Here is an 18,644-nt window from a genome sequence, read left to right as displayed (position 1 = left end):
CCCGCTCTGCGGGCATTACGGCGCGCTCGCCGCCGGCGGCCTGACGGCGTTCGTCGAAAGCCGTCGAAATACCGATTCCTCGATCGGCGGAGATCTGCGCGTCGANGTTTCCCGGACCCGAACCCTCCTGGTCGGCGCGCGTGCCGAGGTAGGGAACGGGCTGGCGGGATTCGACAGGAATCACATTAGATCTGGCGGCGGATGGGGGCGAAAAATGTCGCCTACGGTACGCGTGGTCGGCCTTTGGCGGCCATCTCGGTGCCTACCGGTACGGATTTGGTCGCATCCGAGCCGTTCGCCCACATTGTGATGGTTGTGGGGTGTGACGNCACGACGCCGCCGGACANCCCGGCCGCCGACGCGCTGGCCCTGCCCGCCGGGCCGCGTGGCTCGGGCGGAGGCGGGGACGGCGCCGGCTGGCCGACCCGTCTGACGATTCCGTGCGCGTGGACCACGGCCCGACCGGTCACTCGACGCGGGACACGTCCGGGACCGTGGGACAGGGCTGCTGCACTCTGGTCGGTTCGCTGCTCGACGTGCGGCCCCTGCTCGACNCCCCGAGCAACGACCGGAACTCCAGCAGGTCGTCGATCAGTTTGGCCGTGGTCGTGTCGCGAGAAAGNCGCCGCAGTTCGTTCAGCATCGCGTCAGTTTCCTCGACGGTGGGAAACTCATCGATCGAGGCGACCATCGTGACAATATCGGTCATAATACCCGCCACCTTTGTGATCCGCCAATGAGATCAGCCCCGGCACGTCGTTGGGCGGGACGCGACAAAGTAGGATCATACCCCGGTGTGGCGGGGTTCACTCCTCGTCAGGGCCGCCGATGCCGGCCACGACCGTGAACCTCAGCCGGCTGTCCGGGAGTCCGGTCGGCCACCCGGCGGCACCACGCTCGCCGAGCCGAACGCGGGGCCGTCGAAGGTGTCGATGCGGGTGAAGGTGCCGACCGGGTGGCGGGTCAGCCGGGTCGTGCGCCGGGCCGGATAGCCGAGGGCGAGCACGGCGGCGATGCCGTGGTCGGGCGGGAGGTGCAGCAGGGCGGCCGCCGCGGGCTCGCGCCGGGCGGCGAAGGTGGTCAGCGTCCCGCCGAGGTCGGCGTCGCGGGCCGCCAGCAGGATGTTCTGCGCGAACGGGTAGATCGACGCGCCNCCGACGACGCTCTGCCGGTCGAGGTCGACATCGGTCACCGCGAGCGCGGTGAGCCGCACGGCGAGGACGAGCAGGACGGGCACCTGGTCGAAGGCGTCGACGAACGCACTCGGCGCGGGGGTTCGGGCGGCGGCGTCGAGGTCGATCGCGGGGCCGTGCCAGCGGCCGTCCGGGCCGGGCGCGAACGGCCGCACCCCGGCGCGCTGCTGCGCCACGTACTCCCGCCAGCCCTCGCGAACCAGGTCACGCAGCTGCCGGCGCAGCTCGGGGTCGCGCACGACGAGCACGGCCCACGGCTGCTGGTTGCCGCCGCTCGGGGCGAACCGGGCGGCGTCGAGAACCTGTTCGAGCACCTCGTCCGGCACCGGCTCGGCGGTGAACTCCCGCACGGCACCGGCGGTGCGCATCACCTCACGCAGCTCCACGCCCGCGAGCCTAGCGCCGTTTTCCGCATAAGCCACACCTTCGCATGGCTGGCGCGGTGGCGCGGTGGCGCGGTCGGTCGTTGGTTGCCGTTCGTCGGCCAGCCGTCAGTCGGAGCGACGGCGGCGCAGGGTGAAGCGCTCCAACAGGGTGTAGGCGGGCGCCGGGTCGCCCGCCTGGACGCGGGGCGCGTGGTGATAGCTCACGGTGATGGTGGTGGGCCCGCCGGGGCGGCTGCCGGGGTCGAGGTCGAACACGGCGATGCCGTACGGGTGGCCGCTGGCGTCCGGGCGGGCCGACCACACCGCTTCCTCGACCGCGTCGGCGGGCGATTTGGCGTAGGTGCCGGTGGAGGCGTTGCGGGTGATCTCCGTCCGCCTCGTGATCACCTTGCCCTGTCGGGCGCCGGTCGGGGTGGCGCCGTAGCTGTCGGTGGGGCCGCTGGTCCCGCCGCCGCCGAGGACCAGGTAGACGGTGCCGGCGTCGGTGTCGAAGGTGTCGGCGGTCGGGTCGGTGACGACGGGCCGCGGGCGCAGGGTGTCGACGGTCGCGCCGCCGGCGACCTCGGTCCCGCGGTCGCGGTCGAAGCCGCGGACCGGGAACGTCCGCTCGTAGTCGTGGTCGTGCCCGGAGACGACGAGGTCGACCTGGTAGCGGTCGAACAGCGGCAGCCACGCCTCGCGCAGACCGAGGTCGGAACCGTTGCCGGTGGCGGAGCTCGACAGCGGGCACTGGTGCGTCTGGACGATGATCCAGTCGATGGTGCGGTCGGCCCGGGCGGCGGCGAGGGTGCGCTCCAGCCAGCGGGTCTGCAGGTTGCCGCCGGGGGTGAGCGTGCCGTTCGGGCCGGCGGCGAGCGGGCCGGTGTACAGCCGGTTGTACTGGCTGTGACCGGCGGGGATCGTCGCAGCGCCGTTCGGCGGGACGACGTCGGTCGCCGCGAAGGCGCCGCCGTCCTGGTAGATGACGTCGTCGGCGTCCAGGGAGACGAACAGCGCCGAGCCGACCCGGTAGCTGTAGAAGTTGCCGGCCAGGCCGCGGATTCCGTTCGACGGCAGGCTGAACCGGGTCAGATACGACTCGTAGCCGTGCGGGCCGTTGCCGAACTCGATCTCGTGGTTGCCCAGCGCCGGCATCCACGGCCGGTTCGCCGCGGAGCGGGCCACGTTGACGCCGAAGTCGCGCCACACCGCCGGTTGCTGCGCGAACGTCAGGTTCGCGTAGCACAGGTCGCCGTTGAGCAGGTGGAACAGCGGCGCGAAGCGTTCGACCGCGTCCACGGCGTGAAACGCGTTGGGGGACGAGATGGTCCACGCCTTGTCGGTGGCCAGGTCGCCGTAGCTGGTGAAGCGGAACGGGAACCGGCCGCGGCGAGCGGTGGTGAACGTCCCGCCGGGGCCGCCGGGGCCGCCGGGGCCGGCAGGGCCGGCGGTGGACGGCCCGGCCGGGACCGGAGCGTCGGCGGTGTCGACCCGGTAGACGTAGGCGGTGCCCGGGTCGAGGCCGCGCAGCTTCGCGTGGTAGGTCACGACCCGCTGGCCGTTCAGGCCGTCGACGTAGGTCCGCTCCTCGGCGTCGACGAACCGGCCGAACCCGCCGGCCGCGGTGCCGAGCCGCACCCGCGGCCGGCGCACGGCGGCCGGCGACACCCAGGACACCGTCACCGCCGTCGCCGGGTCGTCGCCCCACCCCAGGTGCACCTGCTCGGGGGCGGTGTCCGGCCCGGTGCCCGCGAACGCCGGCTGCCGCCACAGGGTGGGGCCGGCGGCGACGGTCAGCCCGCCGCCGATCGCGGCCGTGCGCAGCATGGTGCGCCGGGACGGCCCGGCCGAGCTGGTCGTGGGGTTCGCGTCCATGGGCCGTGATGCTGTCGGGTCCGGCGGACGGTGAGCGGACGTGCACATGGCGACAACGGGACCATCAGGTGAACCTGGCCGTACGGTGCGACGGTGACGGCGACGGCGACGGCGACGGTGACGGCGGCGGCAACGGTGACGGCAACGGCAACGGCGACGGCATCGGCGACGGGGCGTCGGTGTCGCGGGGAGCGCCTGCTTCGGGGCGGGTTGCTGGCGTAAAGTCGGCGCTGCGTCGGCCGCGGTCACGCGGTCGGATCCCGTGGCGGGGCGGGAACGGCGGGGTTCGTGGCGGGGCGGGAACGTCGAGGGCCGCCAGGGCCGGGACGTGCAGGCGTGCCCGCCGCCCGCGAGCAAGGAGCGCGCATGCCCGGACTGCTGCACCTGGACTCCTCCGCCGACCTCACCGGCTCGACGACGCGGGCGCTGACCCGGACCTTCGCCGATACCTGGCGGGGGCTCGGCCCGCAGCACACGGTCACCTACCGCGACCTGCACACCGATCCGCCGCCGCATCTCAGCGACGCCGCGCTGCACTGGGCGCCGCGACTGCGCCGTCCGGGGGAGACGCCCGATCCCGCTGCCGCGGCAACGCAGGAGCGCCTGCTCGCCGAGCTGCTCGCCGCCGACGTGCTGGTCATCGGCGCGCCGATGTACAACTGGTCGATCCCGTCGACGCTCAAGGCGTGGATCGATCAGGTGCACGTCCTCGGCGTCACCGCGCCGTTCGACAACCGGGAGCAGCCGCTGGCCGGCCGCCCGGCCGTCGTCGTCTCCGCCCGCGGTGCGCAGTACGGCCCCGGCAGCCCGACGGCGGGCTGGGACCACGCGGTCCCGCCCGTCGAGCTGGTCCTCGGCCNCTCCCTCGGGATGGCGGTGACGGTCGTGTCGACCGATGCGACGCTGGCCTTCCGGGTGCCGGCGATGGCCGAGCTGCGCACGACGGCGAAGGCGGAACTCGACGCCGCCCACCGCTCCGTCATCGAGCTCGCCACCCGCCTCGGTCACCAGTCGGTCCCTGTCCGCTAGGCCACGGTCAACGTGGGGCCGCGGGGGCCGAACAGCGCCCTGTGGAGAGCGAGACGCTCTTGTCCTCAAACGCCGGCACATACAGGGGACCGCGCAGGACGTCGGGTTGGTCGTGCTTTTCACTCTGCAGGAGACGCCCTTGTCCGCCGGACCCGGGTCGCCACGAAGTGGTGCGGAATTCCGTGTCCGGGTAGAGTGATGTCATCCGGAGCAACGGCCTNGAATCTCTCCCGTTGTCATACACAGGTNGATCATCGGGTGGGAGCGTAGCCGAACGGAAGACTCCGTTCGGTGCGGGGGGCGGCGTTGCGAGGAGTTAGCGAGTCGATGGCGATGATTTATACCGGAAACACCATGTATGCCAGGGTCGGGGACCGGCTGATTCAGCAGGGCAGGCCGGGCCATGGCGAGCGCCACGGTGTGATCCTTGAAATTCGGGGGGAAGGGGGGAAGGCTCCGTACGTGGTCCGCTGGGACGACGGACGCCAATCGTGGTACATACCCGGCACGTCCCCGCCGACCGAACTGCGTGCGAGCCGCGACAGATGACCACGAATGTCACGTCGCCGGGGCCGTCGACCGCCCAGCAACGGTCGGAGCCGGCCCCGAAGCGGAGCGGGCAGACGATTCTCNTCGCGGATGACGAAGACGCCATGCGCGAGATCATGCGCCGGGTCCTCACCCGCAACGGATATCACGTTCTTACTGCCCCGTCCGCGGTCGAGGCGTGNACCATCGCCATCGAACATGTCGGTGAGATCGATCTCCTCCTCACCGATGTCATCATGCCGCGCATGCAGGGCAGGGAACTGGCCAACCGGATCAAGGCCGGGNGGCCGGCCATCCGCGTTCTGTACATGTCCGGGTATCCCCACCCCGTCCTCACGGCGCAGGGAAAACTGGAGGCAGACGTCTACCTGCTGGAGAAGCCCTTCACCGGACCGGTCCTGCTGGACAAGGTACGAGAGGTGCTCGACGGATCGCCACCCGCCTCCACGTGACCTGTGACCGGACANCCCACAACAGGATGGTGGCCGGGTCGGCCTACTTGTTGGTCACGTCCGCGTTCTTCTTGGTTACGTCCAGGTTCGACAGGTTCCACACCTGGTGGGCCCTGGCCACGATCCTGGCCCCCTCCTTGTTCATCGCCTGAACAGTCTCGAGCGCACGGGCGGCGCTGTCGCCGACTCGGCTCATCACAGTGCTGATGGTCTGCAGGGCCGATGCCTGGTCGGACAGTCGCTTCGTGAGATCCTCGAGCAGCCGCTGATTTTGCAGAAGCAGCCGGGCATTCGCCACCGAAACAGCCGCCGGATCGGCGAACAACTCCCCGACCCGGACCGCGTCCTCGGCAAACGCGTCCCGTCCTGTCCCATACACGTTCAGGGACCCGATCAGGTCGCCCTCCACCTCCAGCGGCAACGAAAGCGCGCTTTCCACCCCCAGGCGGGCGGCCTCGACACCGAAACGGGGCCAGCGTGGTTCCGCCCCGAGCCTGGTCGAGATCTGGGTGCGCCGGTCCTTGCAGGCCTGGAGGCATGGCCCCTCTCCCAGCCTGTACTGCGCGTCGTCGACATCGCGGACGAACGGCGCACTCGCCACCACGGTGTCCGGCTGGCGCTCCTCTATCAGNGCCAGGCCGGCACCGTCGGCGCCGGGAATCGCCTGCGCCGCAAACATTGCAATTTTCGTCAGGACCGCCCGCAACGGCTCCGTCAGGGCTACCCCGGAGAGATCGGCAAGGCTCTTGCCTAGCTGATCCTCGTCCGACATCGCGACCTCCAACTGATCGGGCGGCTACCGCTCTTCGAGCATAACCATCTGTTCGCGTACCACAACTTGATCTACCCGCCTCTGCTGTGGCCGCAGGGGAAATGGCAGCCGAAATCGACGAACTCCGATCGTTGGTCAATGAACATCGAAAAGGCCGTGGCCGGTCCAGAAGGATGGCTCGGCGCCGCTCCCGACGCGCGGCGAATCGTCTACGCACCTGCTAGCGTCGATCGCCGTCCACGTGAAGTAGGTGCGCGGATACCTGAGGGTGGAGTGTGATGGAGGATTCACCGACTGACCTGGCAAGCGGCTTTCTGGAGGCGGCGCCGGATGCGATTGTCGGGGTCCGGCCGGATGGGCGGATTGTTCTGGTCAACGCGCAGACCGAGCGTCTGTTCGGCTATGGCCGTGATGAGCTGGTCGGTCAGTCGATCGAGATTCTGGTGCCCGATGCCGCCCGCGGCGCGCATCCGGCACATCGTCGCGATTATCTGGCCGATCCGCGNCCACGGCTGATGGGGGCCGGCCTGGAGCTGGCTGCGCGTCGCCGTGATGGCAGTGAGTTCCCCGTGGAGATTGCNCTGTCCTCCATCGACACTCCCGACGGTCTCATCGTCGCCGCGGCCGTGCGGGATGTGACCGATCGTATTCGCGCGGAGGCGAGGTTTCGCGGTCTGTTGGAGGCGGCGCCGGATGCGATCATCGGAGTACGGCCGGATGGGCGGATTGTTCTGGCCAACGCGCAGTCCGAGCGTCTGTTCGGCTATGCTCGTGATGAGCTGGTCGGTCAGTCGATCGAGATTCTGGTGCCCGACGCCGTCCGCGCCGCGCATCCGGCACACCGTCGTGACTATCTGGCCGATCCGCAGCCACGGCTGATGGGCGTCGGCCTCGACGTGGCTGCGCGTCGCCGTGACGGCAGTGAGTTCCCCGCGGAGATCTCGCTNTCCTCCATCGACNCCCCCGACGGTCTCATCGTCGCCGCGGCCGTGCGGGATGTGACCGGCCGCCTGGATGCCCGCCTCGAAAAGGAACGGCTGCGCGCCGAGGCGCAGCGCGGCCGCCTTGAGAGCCAACTCCACCAGTCGCAGCGACTCGAGAGCCTCGGTCAGCTCGCCGGTGGGGTGGCGCACGACTTCAACAACCTGCTCGGCGTCGTCATCAACTACGCCACGTTCGTCGCCGAGGAGATCNCTCAGGCCGCGGCGGCGGACGCAGACAAAGAGCGGTGGAGCGACGTCCAGCGCGATATCGACGAGATCCTACGTGCCGCCGATCGCGCCACCACCCTGACCCACCAGCTCCTCGCCTTCGGTCGCCGCGAGACCGTACAGCCCAGGGTCATCGACCTGAATCAGGTCGTCACCGACATGGAGCACCTGCTGCGCCGTACCCTGGGCGAACACATAGTGTTGCAGACCAGTCTCCATCCCCACCTGTGGCCTNTCATGGCCGACCCCGGCCAGATAGAGCAGGTCCTGACCAACCTCGCGGTCAACGCCCGCGACGCCATGTTCGGCGGCGGCGTCCTGACCATCGACACCACCAACGTCGACGCGGATTACGAGTACGCTGCCGAACGGCCAGACGTGAAAGTCGGCCGCTACACACAGTTCCGCGTGTCCGACAGTGGAACCGGCATGTCACCCGAACTCGTCGCCCGGGTCTTCGAGCCGTTCTTCACCACCAAGCCGAAAGGTGAGGGATCGGGCCTCGGACTGGNCACTGTCTACGGAATAATCAGTCAGGCCGGCGGACACTCCGCGATCTACTCCGAGCCCGGAGTCGGCACCACCATCAGATGTCTCCTTCCTGCTACCACCGCCAGGACGGTCACCGTCGACGAGGAGGCCACCCCCATAACCCCCGCGCGCGACGGGGAGACGGTTCTCCTCGTCGAGGACCAGTCCGCCATCCTCGAGGTCACCCGGCGCCTGCTCACCCGTAACGGCTACCAGGTTCTCACCGCAGGCTCCGCCCACGATGCCATCCCCATCGCCGCGGAGTACCCCGGCGAGATACATCTGCTCCTCACCGACGTCATCATGCCGCACATGCAGGGAAAGGAACTCGCCGACCNCATCCGCACCGTCCGGCCGGGTATCCGAGTGCTCTACATGTCTGGCTATGCGCACCCCGTTCTCACCACCCAGGGAAAACTCGACCCCGGTGTCATCCTGTTGGAGAAGCCCTTCTCCGAACATCTTCTCCTCGCCAAGGCCCGGGAAGCCCTCGACCTCGCTCCGGTGTGAGTCCCGGCCGGCGGTAAGGGCCCGGAGAAGCCCGGCAACCGCCTGGCGACGGCCGAGCCGCGCGGCCACGACGAAGGCGACGTTCGATGCCGCCCACCGCCGCGTCGTCATGCTCAACCGCCCGCCCCGGGCACCAGGGGGCCCGTCGTCCGTCAGAGCTTGCGGAAGTCCCAGCTGGTGATCTTCTCGGGGGTGAGGCGGAGCCAGCCGTGGCGGCCGTCGGGCTCGGTCGTGCCGCCGCCGGCGTACTTGGCGGCGAACAGGCGCTCCGGGACCTCCAGGTCGGGGTTCGGCACGTCGGCGCGCGGCGCCTCGCCGACCGGGGCGAACCGGCCGCGCAGTTCCACCCCCCGCAGCTCGCCGTAGCCGATCCCCGCGTCGACGAGCACGGCGGCGCGCGGGTCGCGGGCGAGGTCGGTCCACCGCTGGCTGCGCACNATCGACCACAGCCACAGCGCCTGGCCGTCCCACACGAACCACAGCGGCGTCAGGTGCGGGCCNTCGGGGCTGGCCGTCGCCACCCGGCAGACCCGCTCCTCGGTGAGGAAGGCGTCGATCTCCGCCCGCTCCATCGCGATCTTCCGGCCGCGTCGCTGTTCCTGCATGCGCACATCCTCTCGGGCGGACCGCGCCGACCGCGGCCGGAGCGCAAACATCGTTCCTGCAAGGCCAGAAGGCTATTCTGTGTCTCCAGCCGGCGCCGGTCATCCGCTCGGCGACGGCCCGGAGAGCCGGACCGGCCGGGCAGTTTGACGGGCGGGGCAGTTTGACGGGACGGGCAGCTTGACGGGACGGGGCGTGGAGCGGGCGATGACGGACCGGGACGCGCAACGGGTGGACGTCCACCGCGAGGGCCACGTGCTGATCGTGTCGATGCGCCGCGAGAGCCGGCGCAACGCGGTCGACCGGGCGATGGCNGACGCGCTCGACGCCGCGCTGAACCTGCTCGACGACGATGACGACCTCTGGGTCGGCGTGCTCACCGGCACCCCGTCGGTGTTCTGCGCGGGCAGCGACCTGACCGCCGGCGGCGACTACGTCACCGAGCGGGGCGGGGAATATGGCGTTGTCCGCCGGCGTCGTCGCACCCCGCTCATCGCCGCGGTTGAGGGCCCGGCGCTCGGCGGCGGCCTGGAGATCGTGCTGGCCTGCGACCTCGTCGTCGCGGGCGCGGGCGCCCGGTTCGGCCTGCCGGAGGTGACGATCGGTGTCGTCCCCACCTGCGGCGCGCTGTTTCGCGGCCCGCGGGCCCTGCCGCTGAACCTGGCCCGCGAGCTCATCCTCGTCGGCGATCCCTTCGATGCCCGGCGTGCCTACGAGGCGGGCCTCGTCAACGTGCTCGCCGAGTCCGGCGGGGCACTCGACGCCGCCCTGACGCTGGCCGAGCGGATCTGCCGCAACGCGCCGACCGCCGTGCGGGCCTGCCTCGCGGCCGTCGACGCCGCGGTCGCCCCGGCCGCCGACGCCGCCGGTTGGCAGGCCACCGCCGGCGCCCTCGACGCGATCCGCGACTCCGCCGACGCCGCCGAGGGCGTCCGCGCGTTCCTGGAGAAGCGCCCACCCGCCTGGACCGGCCGGTAGGCCACCGGAAGCGGGTCTCCTCAGGAGCTCTCGCCACCAGAGCCTCAGTAGTGGTACCTGCACTGGGCTATGCGAATCTGATCGTCACTGATCTTGTAGATCAGTCGATGTTCATCGTTGATGCGCCGAGACCAGTAGCCCTGGAAGCCATGCTTGAGCGGTTCGGGCTTGCCGATGCCGTCGTTGCCGTNCCGGGCTGTGTCCTGGATCAACATGTTGATGCGCTTGAGGATTTTACGGTTCTCCGTCTGCCACCAGACGTAGTCCTGCCACGCGTTCTCGTCCCAGACGAGCTTCACTCGGCGAGGTCGCGTACGGTGCCGGCGCCGTTTTCGAGNCGATCGATGGNGGCCANCAGCCGGCGGGCGTTCTCGGGGCTGCGGAGAAGGTACGCCGTCTCCTTGAGGGACTGGTAGTCATCCAGAGAGACGATGACGACCGGCTCGTGACCGGCCCGGGTGATGACGATCTCCTCCCGGTCGTCCGCCACCGCGGTGAGGACCTCGGCATAGCGTGCTCGTGACTCCGAGTAGCTCATCGTCTTCACCGGACCTCCTTTGTACAAAAAGTTGTACGTAGGTGCNAGTGTACGTCCGCCCGGCAGTCATGGCGGCGGAGGCGGGGTGGCCGCGCGGTGGCCGCCGGCCCGGCCCGGCAGGCGCTGGTGCTGGTGGTGTCCGGCGTCGATCGCGAGGATGGTGGAGGTCATGGGTAGCGGCGGTGGGGACCTGGAGGATGACGACGCCCGGTTGCGGGTGGGGGCGCCCGCGTCGTCGGCGGCGGGGCTGCCGGGGGTGGGGCACGCGCTCGCGCAGTCGTGGGAGCGGATGGGGCCGGGCCGGGCGGTGCGGACGCTGCGGCTGGTCAACCAGGACCACGGGTTCGACTGTCCGGGGTGTGCGTGGCCGGAGCATGCGCCGGGGGAGCGGNCCGTCGTCGAGTTCTGCGAGAACGGCGCGAAGGCGGTGGCGGAGGAGGCGACCCGCAGCCGGGTGACGCGGGAGTTCTTCGCCGCGCATCCGGTGTCCGACCTCGCCGGTCGCTCCGGTCACTGGTTGGGCAGCCGCGGTCGGATCGTGGAGCCGATGTACNGGGCGCCGGGTGCGGATCGTTACGTCCCGGTCGGCTGGGACGAGGCGTTCGGGATCGTCGCCGCCGAACTGGCGGGGCTCGACAGCCCGGACGAGGCCGCGTTCTACACCTCCGGGCGGACCAGCAACGAGGCGGCGTTCGTGTGGCAGCTGTTCGCGCGGATGTTCGGGACGAACAATCTGCCGGACTGCTCGAACATGTGCCACGAGTCGTCGGGGGCGGCGTTGACCTCGACGATCGGAGTGGGTAAGGGGTCGGTGACGTTGGCCGATCTGGAGTCCGCGGACCTGGTGCTGGTGGTGGGGCAGAATCCGGGGACGAATCATCCGCGGATGCTCAGCTCGTTGGAACGGGTGAAGCGGGCCGGCGGCAGCATCGTCGCAGTCAACCCGTTGCCGGAGGCGGGCCTGCTGCGTTTTCGGAACCCGCAGCAGGTCCGGGGGATCGTGGGGCGTGGCACGGCGTTGGCCGACCAGTTCCTGCAGATCCGGCTGAACGGGGACATGGCGCTGTTCCAGGCGTTGTCGCGGCGGCTGCTCGACGCGGAGGACGCGGCCCCCGGCACGGTGCTCGACCATGCCTTCCTCGCCGAGCACACCAGCGGATTCACCGAGTTCGCCACACACGTTCGTGGGCATCTGTCCGAGGCCGACGTCGCCGCGGCGACGGGGCTCGCCGCCGCCGAGATCGACGAGCTGGCCGGCCGGGTGCTGGCCGCCGACCGGGTGGTGGTGTGCTGGGCGATGGGCCTGACCCAGCACGCCAACGCGGTCGCGACGATTCAGGAGGTCGTGAACTTCCTGCTGCTGCGGGGGAACATCGGCCGGCCGGGGGCGGGGGTGTGNCCGGTGCGCGGGCATTCCAACGTCCAGGGTGACCGCACGATGGGAATCTGGGAGAAGATGCCCGACGCGTTTCTCGACGCGTTGGGCGCCGAGTTCTCCTTCGCTCCGCCGCGGGCGCACGGCCACGACGTGGTGGAGACGATCCGGGCTATGCGCGACGGTCGGGTGCGGGTGTTCCTCGGCCTCGGTGGGAACTTCGTCGCGGCCGGGCCGGATTCGGCGGTGACCGAGGCGGCGATGCGGGCGTGTCGGCTGACGGTGCAGGTGTCGACGACCTTGAACCGTTCCCACGCGGTGACGGGGCGGGCGGCGTTGATCCTGCCGACGTTGGGGCGCACCGAGGTCGACGTGCGGGCCGGTGGGGCACAGCAGGTCAGCGTCGAGGATTCGATGGGCATGGTGCACGCCTCCCGGGGCACGCTGCCGCCGGCCGGGCCGGACCTGCGCTCGGAGGTCGCGATCGTCTGCGGGCTGGCCGAGGCCACCCTCGCCCGCCGGGCCGACGACTCGGTGGACTGGGCGGGGCTGGCCGGGGACTACCGGCGGATCCGCGGCCACATCGCCCGGGTCGTGCCGGGGTTCGAGGACTTCGACGCCCGGCTCGCCGCCCCGGGTGGCTTCCAGCTTCCGCATCCGCCGCGGGACAGCCGCACCTTCCCGACGCCGGACGGCCGCGCGGCGTTCACCGAGAACGTCTGCGAGGTGCTGCGCGTCCCGCCCGGGCACCTGCTGCTGCAGACGGTGCGCTCCCACGACCAGTACAACACGACGATCTACGGGATGGACGACCGTTACCGCGGGGTCCGCCGGGGCCGTCGCGTCGTCCTCGTCCACCCGGACGACCTCGCCGCGCTCGGCCTCGCCGACGGTGTGCACGTCGACCTCGTCGGCGTGTGGACGGACGGCGAACGGCGGGCGGAGAACTTCCGGGCGGTGGCGTACCCGACCGCGCGGGGCTGCGCCGCCGCCTACTTCCCCGAGACCAACGTCCTGGTCCCGCTGGACTCCACCGCCGCCCGCAGCAACACCCCGACCTCCAAGTCGCTGCTCATCCGGCTGGAGCCGGCGCGCGGCCCGGTGGCAGGGGCGCGCTGATGGGGCGGGCGACAGCCCGGCGCAGGGTGACCCGGGTCCGGGCCGGGGTCGCGACGGCGGTCCGCCCGGACACGGTGGTCGGCGAGGAACCGCTGGAGATCCGGGTCGGCGGGCGGGCACTGGCGGTCACGATGCGCACCCCCGGCGACGACATGGACCTGGCGCTGGGCTTCCTGCTCGGCGAAGGCATGATCGCCGGAGCCGCCGACGTGGCCTCGATGCGCTACTGCGTCGGGAGAGGCGAGGCGTCTGGGAGAGGCGAGGCGTCTGGGAGAGGCGAGGCGTCTGGGAGAGGCGAGGCGTCTGGGAGAGGCGAGGCGTCCGGGAAGGGCGAGGCGGCTGGCGGGGACGGTGCGGTCGACGCCGACGGGCGGCCGACCTACAACGTGCTCGACGTGGCGCTGGCCCCCGGGGTCGNCCCGCCCGAGGTCGACGTGACCCGCAACTTCTACACCACCAGCTCCTGCGGCCTGTGCGGGAAGGCCAGCATCGACGCGGTCCGGCTGCGCAGCCGGTTCACCGTCGCCGACGACCCGCTGCTGCTCGACGCGGCGACCGTGACCGGCCTGCCCGACGCGCTGCGGGCGGGGCAGCGGCTGTTCGCCACCACCGGCGGGTTGCACGCGGCGGCGCTCGCCGGCGTCGACGGCGTGCTGCGGGCCGTGCGGGAGGACGTCGGCCGGCACAACGCGGTCGACAAGGTGATCGGCGCGGCGGTGCGCGACGGTCTGGTGCCGCTGAGCGGCCACGCGCTGGTCGTCAGCGGCCGGGCGTCGTTCGAGCTGGTCCAGAAGGCGTGGATGGCCGGCGTGCCGATGCTCGTCGCGGTGTCCGCGCCCTCGACGCTGGCGGTGGATCTCGCCGAGGAGGCGGGGATGACCCTCGCCGGGTTCGTCCGCGGCGACTCGATGAACATCTACACCGGCGCCCACCGGGTCGCGCTGGCCTGACCGCCGTGGCTCGCCACGCGGTCCCACCTCGTGCCGGCAGGGTTTTTCGGCCGCGGGCCGGGCATCAGTGCGCTGATCGCACCGGATGGAGGCCCAGTCGTGGCAGTGACGCATGAGGTCGAGCGCAAGTTCGCGGTGGACGAGATGTTCGCGCTCCCCGCCTTCGACAGAGTGCGGGGGGTCGCCTCCGTCGCCGAGCCGGACGAGCGGCACCTCGACGCCGTCTACTACGACACCGACGACCTGCGCCTGGCCCGCAACAGCCTGACGCTGCGCCGCCGGGAGGGCGGCGCCGACGAGGGCTGGCATCTGAAGATCCCCACCGCCGACGGGGCCCGCGACGAGATCGGCCGCCCGCTCGGCGAACCGTCGCAGATCCCGCCGGAGCTGCTGGACCTCGTCGCCGTGCGGCTGCGGGGCGCCGCGCTTCGACCGGTGGCGTCGATCACGACGGTCCGGCGCACCCGGCGGTTGCGCGACGCCNCCGGCCACGACCTCGTCGAGGTCGCCGACGACCAGGTCAACGCGCGGACGATGGGGGAGCGCACCATCGTGTCGCGGTGGCGGGAGGTCGAACTCGAGGCGCTCGTCCCGGCCGGGGTGGACGTGCTGCCCGCCGCCAGCAAGGCCCTGCACCGGGCCGGTGCGCGGCCCGCGCCGTCGCCGTCGAAGCTGCGGCGCGCCCTCGCCGTCGAGCTCGGCGCGCCCGACGTCCAGCCCGGCCCGGCCCGGCTCGCCGCCTCCGACACCGCCGCCCAGGTCGTCCACGCCTACCTGGCGGAGCACACCGCGGCGCTGCTCGACCGCGACCCGGCGGTGCGCGTCGACGCACCCGAGGCCGTCCACGACATGCGGGTCGCGGCCCGGCGGCTGCGCAGCACCGTCCAGACCTTCCGGCCGCTGTTCGACGCCGAGCGCGCCGCCGAGATCGAAGCCGGCCTGCGCGAGATCGGCGAGGTGCTCGGCCGGCCCCGCGACGCCGAGGTGCAGCTCGCCCGCTTCACCGGCGAGCTCGCCGGGCAGCCCGTCGAGCTGCTGCTCGGCCCGGTGGCCGCCCGCGTCCAGGAGTCGCTGCTCGGCGAGCGGCTGCGCAGCCGGGAGGAGGCGCTGGCCTACCTGCGCGGCGAGCGGTACCTCGGGTTCATCGAGGCGCTGCTCGCCTTCGTCGCCGACGTCGGGCAGACCGAGCGGGCCCGCCGCCCCGCCGGCACGGCGCTGCCCAAGCTCGTCGCCAAGGCGGACCGTAAGCTCACCCGGCGGGTCGCACGCGCCCGGCGGGCCCCCGCGGGCTCCGAGCGCGACCTCGCCTACCACGGTGCCCGCAAGGCCGCGAAGCGGCTGCGCTACGCCAGCGAGCTGATGGTGCCCGTCCACGGCCGCGACGCGGCGGCGCTCGCGACGGCGGCGAAGCGGATCCAGAACGAGCTCGGCGAGCACCAGGACTGCGTCGTCGCGCAGACCCGCCTGCGCGCCTTCGCCGTCGCCGCGAACCTCGCGGGCGAGTCGTCCTTCACCTACGGCCTGCTCGCCGGGGACGAGCGAGCCCGCGCGGCCGCCACCCGGGCCACCTTCGACGCCACCTGGGCGCGGGCCTCGCGCCCCCGCCTGCGTCGCTGGCTGCGCGGCTGACCGTTACGCCGAGAGCATTGCGCTGCGTTGCGCTGCGTTGCGCTGCGCTGCGTTGCATTGCGGTGCGGTGCGGTCTGCTCGGCTCAGACCGCGCTGCACGCACCGCAACCCCTGGCCTGGCCCGCGCCGGGGCGGAACAGGCGGCGAGGGCGGGGACGGGTGGCACGGAGGTGCCGTCCGGCGGTGTCCGGGCCGGTCGTCGGCGCGGGCTGACGCCGGCCGCTGCGATGCGCGGCAGTCGGCGCGGGCGGGACCGTCCGGGCCGCCGTCCCGGCCGGCCGGCGCCGGCTGTTCGGGGGTGTGACCGGGGCGACCACCGCCGACCCGTGGTGACCGCGGGTCGGTGCGTGGCGTGCACCGGGGTCCGACCGTGCCCGTCGGACCGGGTCCGGATGGCCCGCCGGACGTGACGTTCGACTGATGGTGTGTGCCCCGCCACGGATGTCCACTGGGTTACGGGCTCGAGTCGATCGCGTGCGGTCCACCTCGACGGCCCTGGACGCAAGGTTGGGAGGGGTGCCATGACGCGAGCTCTGGTGGCGTTCGGAACCGGGTGTGGCGGGGCCGGCGACCTGGCCGCGATGATCGGTGCGGCGTTGAGCGCCCGCGGTCTCGACGCCGACGTGATGCCGGCGCGGCAGGTGCGGGAGGTGGCGTCCTACGACGCGGTCATCGTCGCCGGGGCGCTGTTCGCCGGACGGTGGGCCTGCGACGCGCGCCGGCTCGTGCGCCGGCGCCGCGCCGGGCTGTCCCGGCTACCGGTGTGGCTGGTCAGCAGCGACCCGCGCGCCGACGCCGCCGTCACCTGGCCCGGCAGCCACGGCGGGCCGAGCGGGCCGGCCGAGTGGGGCGCCCCGGCCGGATCGCAGGGCGCGGGCGCGCGGCTCGGCGGGGCGGAGGCGGTCGGTCCGCAGCCGGCCGCGCAGGTCGCCGAGCTCGCGACGCTGATCGGCGCCCGGGGCATGGTGACCTTCGACGGCCCGCACCGTTCCGGTCGCGCCGCCCAGCCCGCCGCCGCTGCCGCCCGGGCGGCGGCGGGCAACCGGCACCGCCCGGCGCANCTCGCCGCATTCGCCGACGCCGTGATCGCCGCGGCCCCGCCGCGTGTCCTGCGGGCCGTGCCGGCCTGGGGGCCCGGTTCCGGGGAAGTGGGGGCCGGCCGGCGTAACCACCGGTCGGCCCGGATGCGGCTGGTCGGCGCGGCCCCCCGCCCGCGCCCGTCGTCCGACGCGCTCCAGGGCTCCGCCGACGACGCCGACTACTGGGTCACCGGCTAGCCGCTCGTAGGCGGTCAGTCCTTGGCGAGGATGATTTCCTCGCCGAAGCGGCGCACCGTCTCCTCGGACGCCCCGGGATCGTCGCCGATCACGTTGAAGATGAGCCAGTCCACGCCGAGACGCTCGTAGGCGGCGACCTCGGCCCGGACCTGCTCGGTGTTCCAGCCCTGCCGGACGTCGATCAGGGACAGGACCCCGCCGAGGACGACGGTGACCTCCTGCGGGTCGCGGCCCGCGGCGGTCGTGGCGTCGCGCAGCCTGTCGATGCGCTCGCCGACGGCGGCCGCATCGGGCACGTGGGCGGTGCGGATGGTGCCGGCCAGCGTCTCGGTGGTGAGGGTGAACAGGGCGCCGCCGCCGAAGCGGGCCGCCCGCTCCAGGCCCCACCTGCTGTTCGCGTGCACCCACAGCGGCGGGTGCGGTCGTTGGATCGACGGCGGCCGCAGCGCGGTGCCGGACGTCTCGAAGCCGATTCCCCGGTGGGAGATCTCCTCGATGTCGGTGTCCGCCGTGAGGATCTCCAGCGCCTCGTCGAACAGCTCGCGCCGTCGGTCGAAATCGGCGCCGGAGGCGCGGAACTCACCGCGCAGATAGCCGGTGCCGACGCCGACGACGAGCCGCCCGCCGCTGAGCCGGTCCAGCGTGCGGATCTGGTGCGCGGTGAATAACGGATTACGGTAGGGCAGCACGGTGACCAGTGTGATCAACGTGATGTCCTCGGTCAGCGCGGCGCAGAAGGCCAGGGACGAGAAAGGTTCGGAACTGCCCTCGCCGCCGGCGTGCGTCCATTTCGTGGACGGGGCCGGGTGATCGGTGAAGGCGATGCCGGACCACCCGCTCTCCTCGACCGCCCGCACCCACGGGGTGATGTTCCGCTGGTCCAGCACCTCGGGCCGCCACCGCGGGTCACCGATGCCGTGTTGCACGCCGAACTTCATGGGTCCGCCTCTCGATCGTCCTGGTTAGGTCGCGTCCTTTCCGGGATCGGGCCGGTGCTGCACGCCGATGGCCCGGCTCAGGAACTCGTGGATCGTGGCCCTGACGGTTTCGCCGTCATTGGTCTCGATCCCGTCGCGACGCCGCAGGAGGACATTGTTCACAATGTCCTGGATCATGATCGAATCGGTGGTCGGCCGGGTGTGCCGGAAGATGCCCGCCGCGGCGCCGGCCTCGAGGGCCCGGACCAGCGGAGCCCTGTTCAGCTCCTGATGCCGCGCGAGCGCCTCGGCATAGCCGGCGACGCGGTGAAGCTCGAGCGTCTGCATGACGAGGGTCCGGCGATGCCGCCGGGGTTCGAAGGCNAGCTGGATGTGGAAGCGGATCCAGGCGCCGACCGCCGTGTACGGATCGGGTGTGCTGGCCAACCGCTGCGTGAGCTGGGCCGTGGCCCGTTCGCTCTCCTCTTCGAACATCGCCAGCAGGAGCTGGTCCTTCGACGTGAAGTGCCGGTAGAACGCCCGGGTCGACAGCTGCGCCTCGGTGAGGATCTCGCTGACGGTGACGGAGCCCGAATCCGCGCGGGCCAGCACCCGGTACGCCGCCCGAATCATCATCGAGCGTTCTTCCTCGGGTGGGTGGGCGAGCGGCCGGCCGATGCGGCGCCGAGGGGTGTCCGCCTGCGTACCCTCGACGGACCGCGAACCGCCGTCGGCCCGCACATCCCCGTCGGCCCGCACATCCCCGTCGGC

Annotated in this window: 11 protein-coding genes and 23 pseudogenes; 23 read left to right on the top strand and 11 right to left on the bottom strand. The window is 72.0% G+C overall.

The features are described 5' to 3' along the window. Positions 1 to 850 precede the first annotated feature (850 nt). The 3 genes and pseudogenes from UK94_RS57500 to UK94_RS18835 form a co-directional block, all read right to left on the bottom strand. A pseudogene (locus tag UK94_RS57500) lies at positions 851 to 1,153 on the bottom strand (nitroreductase family protein); the annotation flags it as partial. Between the two features lies 1 nt (position 1,154). Continuing rightward, positions 1,155 to 1,561: nitroreductase family protein (locus UK94_RS57495; RefSeq protein ID WP_235488672.1), on the bottom strand; the 407-nt coding region annotated here is incomplete at its 3' end. Positions 1,562 to 1,684: 123 nt separating this feature from the next. Further along, on the bottom strand, positions 1,685 to 3,433 hold the full coding sequence (locus tag UK94_RS18835; RefSeq protein WP_055750878.1) for a metallophosphoesterase family protein: 1,749 nt from the start codon (positions 3,431 to 3,433) through the stop codon (positions 1,685 to 1,687). 366 nt (positions 3,434 to 3,799) lie between these two features. On the opposite strand from UK94_RS18835, the pseudogene UK94_RS18830 reads away from it, so the two are divergent. The 12 genes and pseudogenes from UK94_RS18830 to UK94_RS57440 form a co-directional block, all read left to right on the top strand. After that, positions 3,800 to 4,292, top strand: a pseudogene (locus UK94_RS18830) (NAD(P)H-dependent oxidoreductase); the annotation flags it as partial. Between the two features lie 497 nt (positions 4,293 to 4,789). Continuing rightward, a complete protein-coding gene (locus UK94_RS32805) occupies positions 4,790 to 5,011 on the top strand; it encodes a DUF1918 domain-containing protein (RefSeq protein WP_306282743.1) in 222 nt (73 codons plus the stop codon). Positions 5,012 to 5,095: 84 nt separating this feature from the next. After that, positions 5,096 to 5,192 (top strand): annotated as a pseudogene (locus UK94_RS57490) (response regulator); the annotation flags it as partial. Between the two features lies 1 nt (position 5,193). Further along, positions 5,194 to 5,295 (top strand): annotated as a pseudogene (locus UK94_RS57485) (response regulator); the annotation flags it as partial. A gap of 1 nt (position 5,296) precedes the next feature. After that, positions 5,297 to 5,463: pseudogene (locus UK94_RS57480) on the top strand (response regulator); the annotation flags it as partial. 1,050 nt (positions 5,464 to 6,513) lie between these two features. After that, positions 6,514 to 6,740 (top strand): annotated as a pseudogene (locus tag UK94_RS57475) (PAS domain-containing protein); the annotation flags it as partial. Position 6,741: 1 nt separating this feature from the next. Next, a pseudogene (locus UK94_RS57470) lies at positions 6,742 to 6,815 on the top strand (hypothetical protein); the annotation flags it as partial. Between the two features lies 1 nt (position 6,816). Next, positions 6,817 to 7,181, top strand: a pseudogene (locus UK94_RS57465) (PAS domain S-box protein); the annotation flags it as partial. A 14-nt stretch (positions 7,182 to 7,195) separates the two neighbouring features. Next, positions 7,196 to 7,428, top strand: a pseudogene (locus UK94_RS57460) (hybrid sensor histidine kinase/response regulator); the annotation flags it as partial. Between the two features lie 253 nt (positions 7,429 to 7,681). After that, positions 7,682 to 7,957, top strand: a pseudogene (locus tag UK94_RS57450) (ATP-binding protein); the annotation flags it as partial. Between the two features lies 1 nt (position 7,958). After that, positions 7,959 to 8,314, top strand: a pseudogene (locus tag UK94_RS57445) (response regulator); the annotation flags it as partial. 1 nt (position 8,315) lies between these two features. Further along, positions 8,316 to 8,487, top strand: a pseudogene (locus UK94_RS57440) (response regulator); the annotation flags it as partial. Between the two features lie 152 nt (positions 8,488 to 8,639). Here UK94_RS57440 and UK94_RS57435 read toward each other — a convergent pair. The 3 pseudogenes from UK94_RS57435 to UK94_RS57425 form a co-directional block, all read right to left on the bottom strand. Further along, positions 8,640 to 8,924 (bottom strand): annotated as a pseudogene (locus UK94_RS57435) (pyridoxamine 5'-phosphate oxidase family protein); the annotation flags it as partial. Position 8,925: 1 nt separating this feature from the next. After that, a pseudogene (locus UK94_RS57430) lies at positions 8,926 to 8,987 on the bottom strand (pyridoxamine 5'-phosphate oxidase family protein); the annotation flags it as partial. 1 nt (position 8,988) lies between these two features. Then, positions 8,989 to 9,092, bottom strand: a pseudogene (locus UK94_RS57425) (pyridoxamine 5'-phosphate oxidase family protein); the annotation flags it as partial. 313 nt (positions 9,093 to 9,405) lie between these two features. Here UK94_RS57425 and UK94_RS18805 point away from each other — a divergent pair. Beyond that, positions 9,406 to 10,068, top strand: a 663-nt coding sequence (locus UK94_RS18805; RefSeq protein WP_235488616.1) for an enoyl-CoA hydratase-related protein, incomplete at its 5' end; no start/stop codon positions are given. Between the two features lie 44 nt (positions 10,069 to 10,112). Here UK94_RS18805 and UK94_RS57415 read toward each other — a convergent pair. The 3 genes and pseudogenes from UK94_RS57415 to UK94_RS18795 all read right to left on the bottom strand — a co-directional run. Next, positions 10,113 to 10,258, bottom strand: a pseudogene (locus UK94_RS57415) (Txe/YoeB family addiction module toxin); the annotation flags it as partial. 1 nt (position 10,259) lies between these two features. Then, on the bottom strand, positions 10,260 to 10,367 hold a 108-nt coding region (locus UK94_RS57410), incomplete at its 3' end, for a type II toxin-antitoxin system YoeB family toxin (RefSeq protein ID WP_235488670.1). A 56-nt stretch (positions 10,368 to 10,423) separates the two neighbouring features. Next, a partial coding sequence (locus tag UK94_RS18795) for a type II toxin-antitoxin system prevent-host-death family antitoxin (RefSeq protein ID WP_235488667.1) occupies positions 10,424 to 10,606 on the bottom strand: 183 nt, incomplete at its 3' end. A 157-nt stretch (positions 10,607 to 10,763) separates the two neighbouring features. On the opposite strand from UK94_RS18795, the pseudogene UK94_RS57405 reads away from it, so the two are divergent. From UK94_RS57405 to UK94_RS57365, 10 genes and pseudogenes are all read left to right on the top strand, one after another. Continuing rightward, positions 10,764 to 10,997: pseudogene (locus UK94_RS57405) on the top strand (hypothetical protein); the annotation flags it as partial. Position 10,998: 1 nt separating this feature from the next. Continuing rightward, positions 10,999 to 11,159, top strand: a pseudogene (locus UK94_RS57400) (hypothetical protein); the annotation flags it as partial. 1 nt (position 11,160) lies between these two features. After that, positions 11,161 to 12,004 (top strand): annotated as a pseudogene (locus tag UK94_RS57395) (molybdopterin-dependent oxidoreductase); the annotation flags it as partial. Position 12,005: 1 nt separating this feature from the next. Next, on the top strand, positions 12,006 to 13,100 hold a 1,095-nt coding region (locus UK94_RS57390), incomplete at its 5' end, for a molybdopterin dinucleotide binding domain-containing protein (RefSeq protein WP_313949545.1). Continuing rightward, positions 13,100 to 13,517 (top strand): annotated as a pseudogene (locus UK94_RS57385) (formate dehydrogenase accessory sulfurtransferase FdhD); the annotation flags it as partial. The gene UK94_RS57390 and the pseudogene UK94_RS57385, both read left to right, overlap by 1 nt. Before the next feature lies 1 nt (position 13,518). Continuing rightward, on the top strand, positions 13,519 to 14,050 hold a 532-nt coding region (gene fdhD / locus UK94_RS57380), incomplete at its 5' end, for a formate dehydrogenase accessory sulfurtransferase FdhD (protein ID WP_235488613.1). A gap of 30 nt (positions 14,051 to 14,080) precedes the next feature. Continuing rightward, a pseudogene (locus UK94_RS57375) lies at positions 14,081 to 14,533 on the top strand (CYTH domain-containing protein); the annotation flags it as partial. Position 14,534: 1 nt separating this feature from the next. Beyond that, on the top strand, positions 14,535 to 15,679 hold a 1,145-nt coding region (locus UK94_RS18780), incomplete at its 5' end, for a CHAD domain-containing protein (protein ID WP_235488610.1). 521 nt (positions 15,680 to 16,200) lie between these two features. Next, a pseudogene (locus UK94_RS57370) lies at positions 16,201 to 16,739 on the top strand (flavodoxin domain-containing protein); the annotation flags it as partial. A gap of 1 nt (position 16,740) precedes the next feature. Further along, a pseudogene (locus tag UK94_RS57365) lies at positions 16,741 to 16,956 on the top strand (hypothetical protein); the annotation flags it as partial. A gap of 14 nt (positions 16,957 to 16,970) precedes the next feature. Here UK94_RS57365 and UK94_RS18770 read toward each other — a convergent pair. Next, the gene (locus tag UK94_RS18770; RefSeq protein ID WP_011603606.1) at positions 16,971 to 17,894 is read right to left on the bottom strand and encodes an LLM class F420-dependent oxidoreductase; all 924 of its coding nucleotides are present in this window, start codon (positions 17,892 to 17,894) and stop codon (positions 16,971 to 16,973) included. Positions 17,895 to 18,258: 364 nt separating this feature from the next. Beyond that, on the bottom strand, positions 18,259 to 18,506 hold a 248-nt coding region (locus tag UK94_RS57360), incomplete at its 3' end, for a helix-turn-helix domain-containing protein (RefSeq protein WP_235488665.1). Positions 18,507 to 18,644: the final 138 nt, after the last annotated feature.

It is taken from the genome of Frankia sp. AvcI1, assembly GCF_001420875.1.
Lineage (GTDB): Bacteria > Actinomycetota > Actinomycetes > Frankiales > Frankiaceae > Frankia > Frankia alni.
The sequence above is the reverse complement of the archived record's forward strand: the minus strand, read 5'-3'. Positions and strand labels throughout refer to the sequence as shown.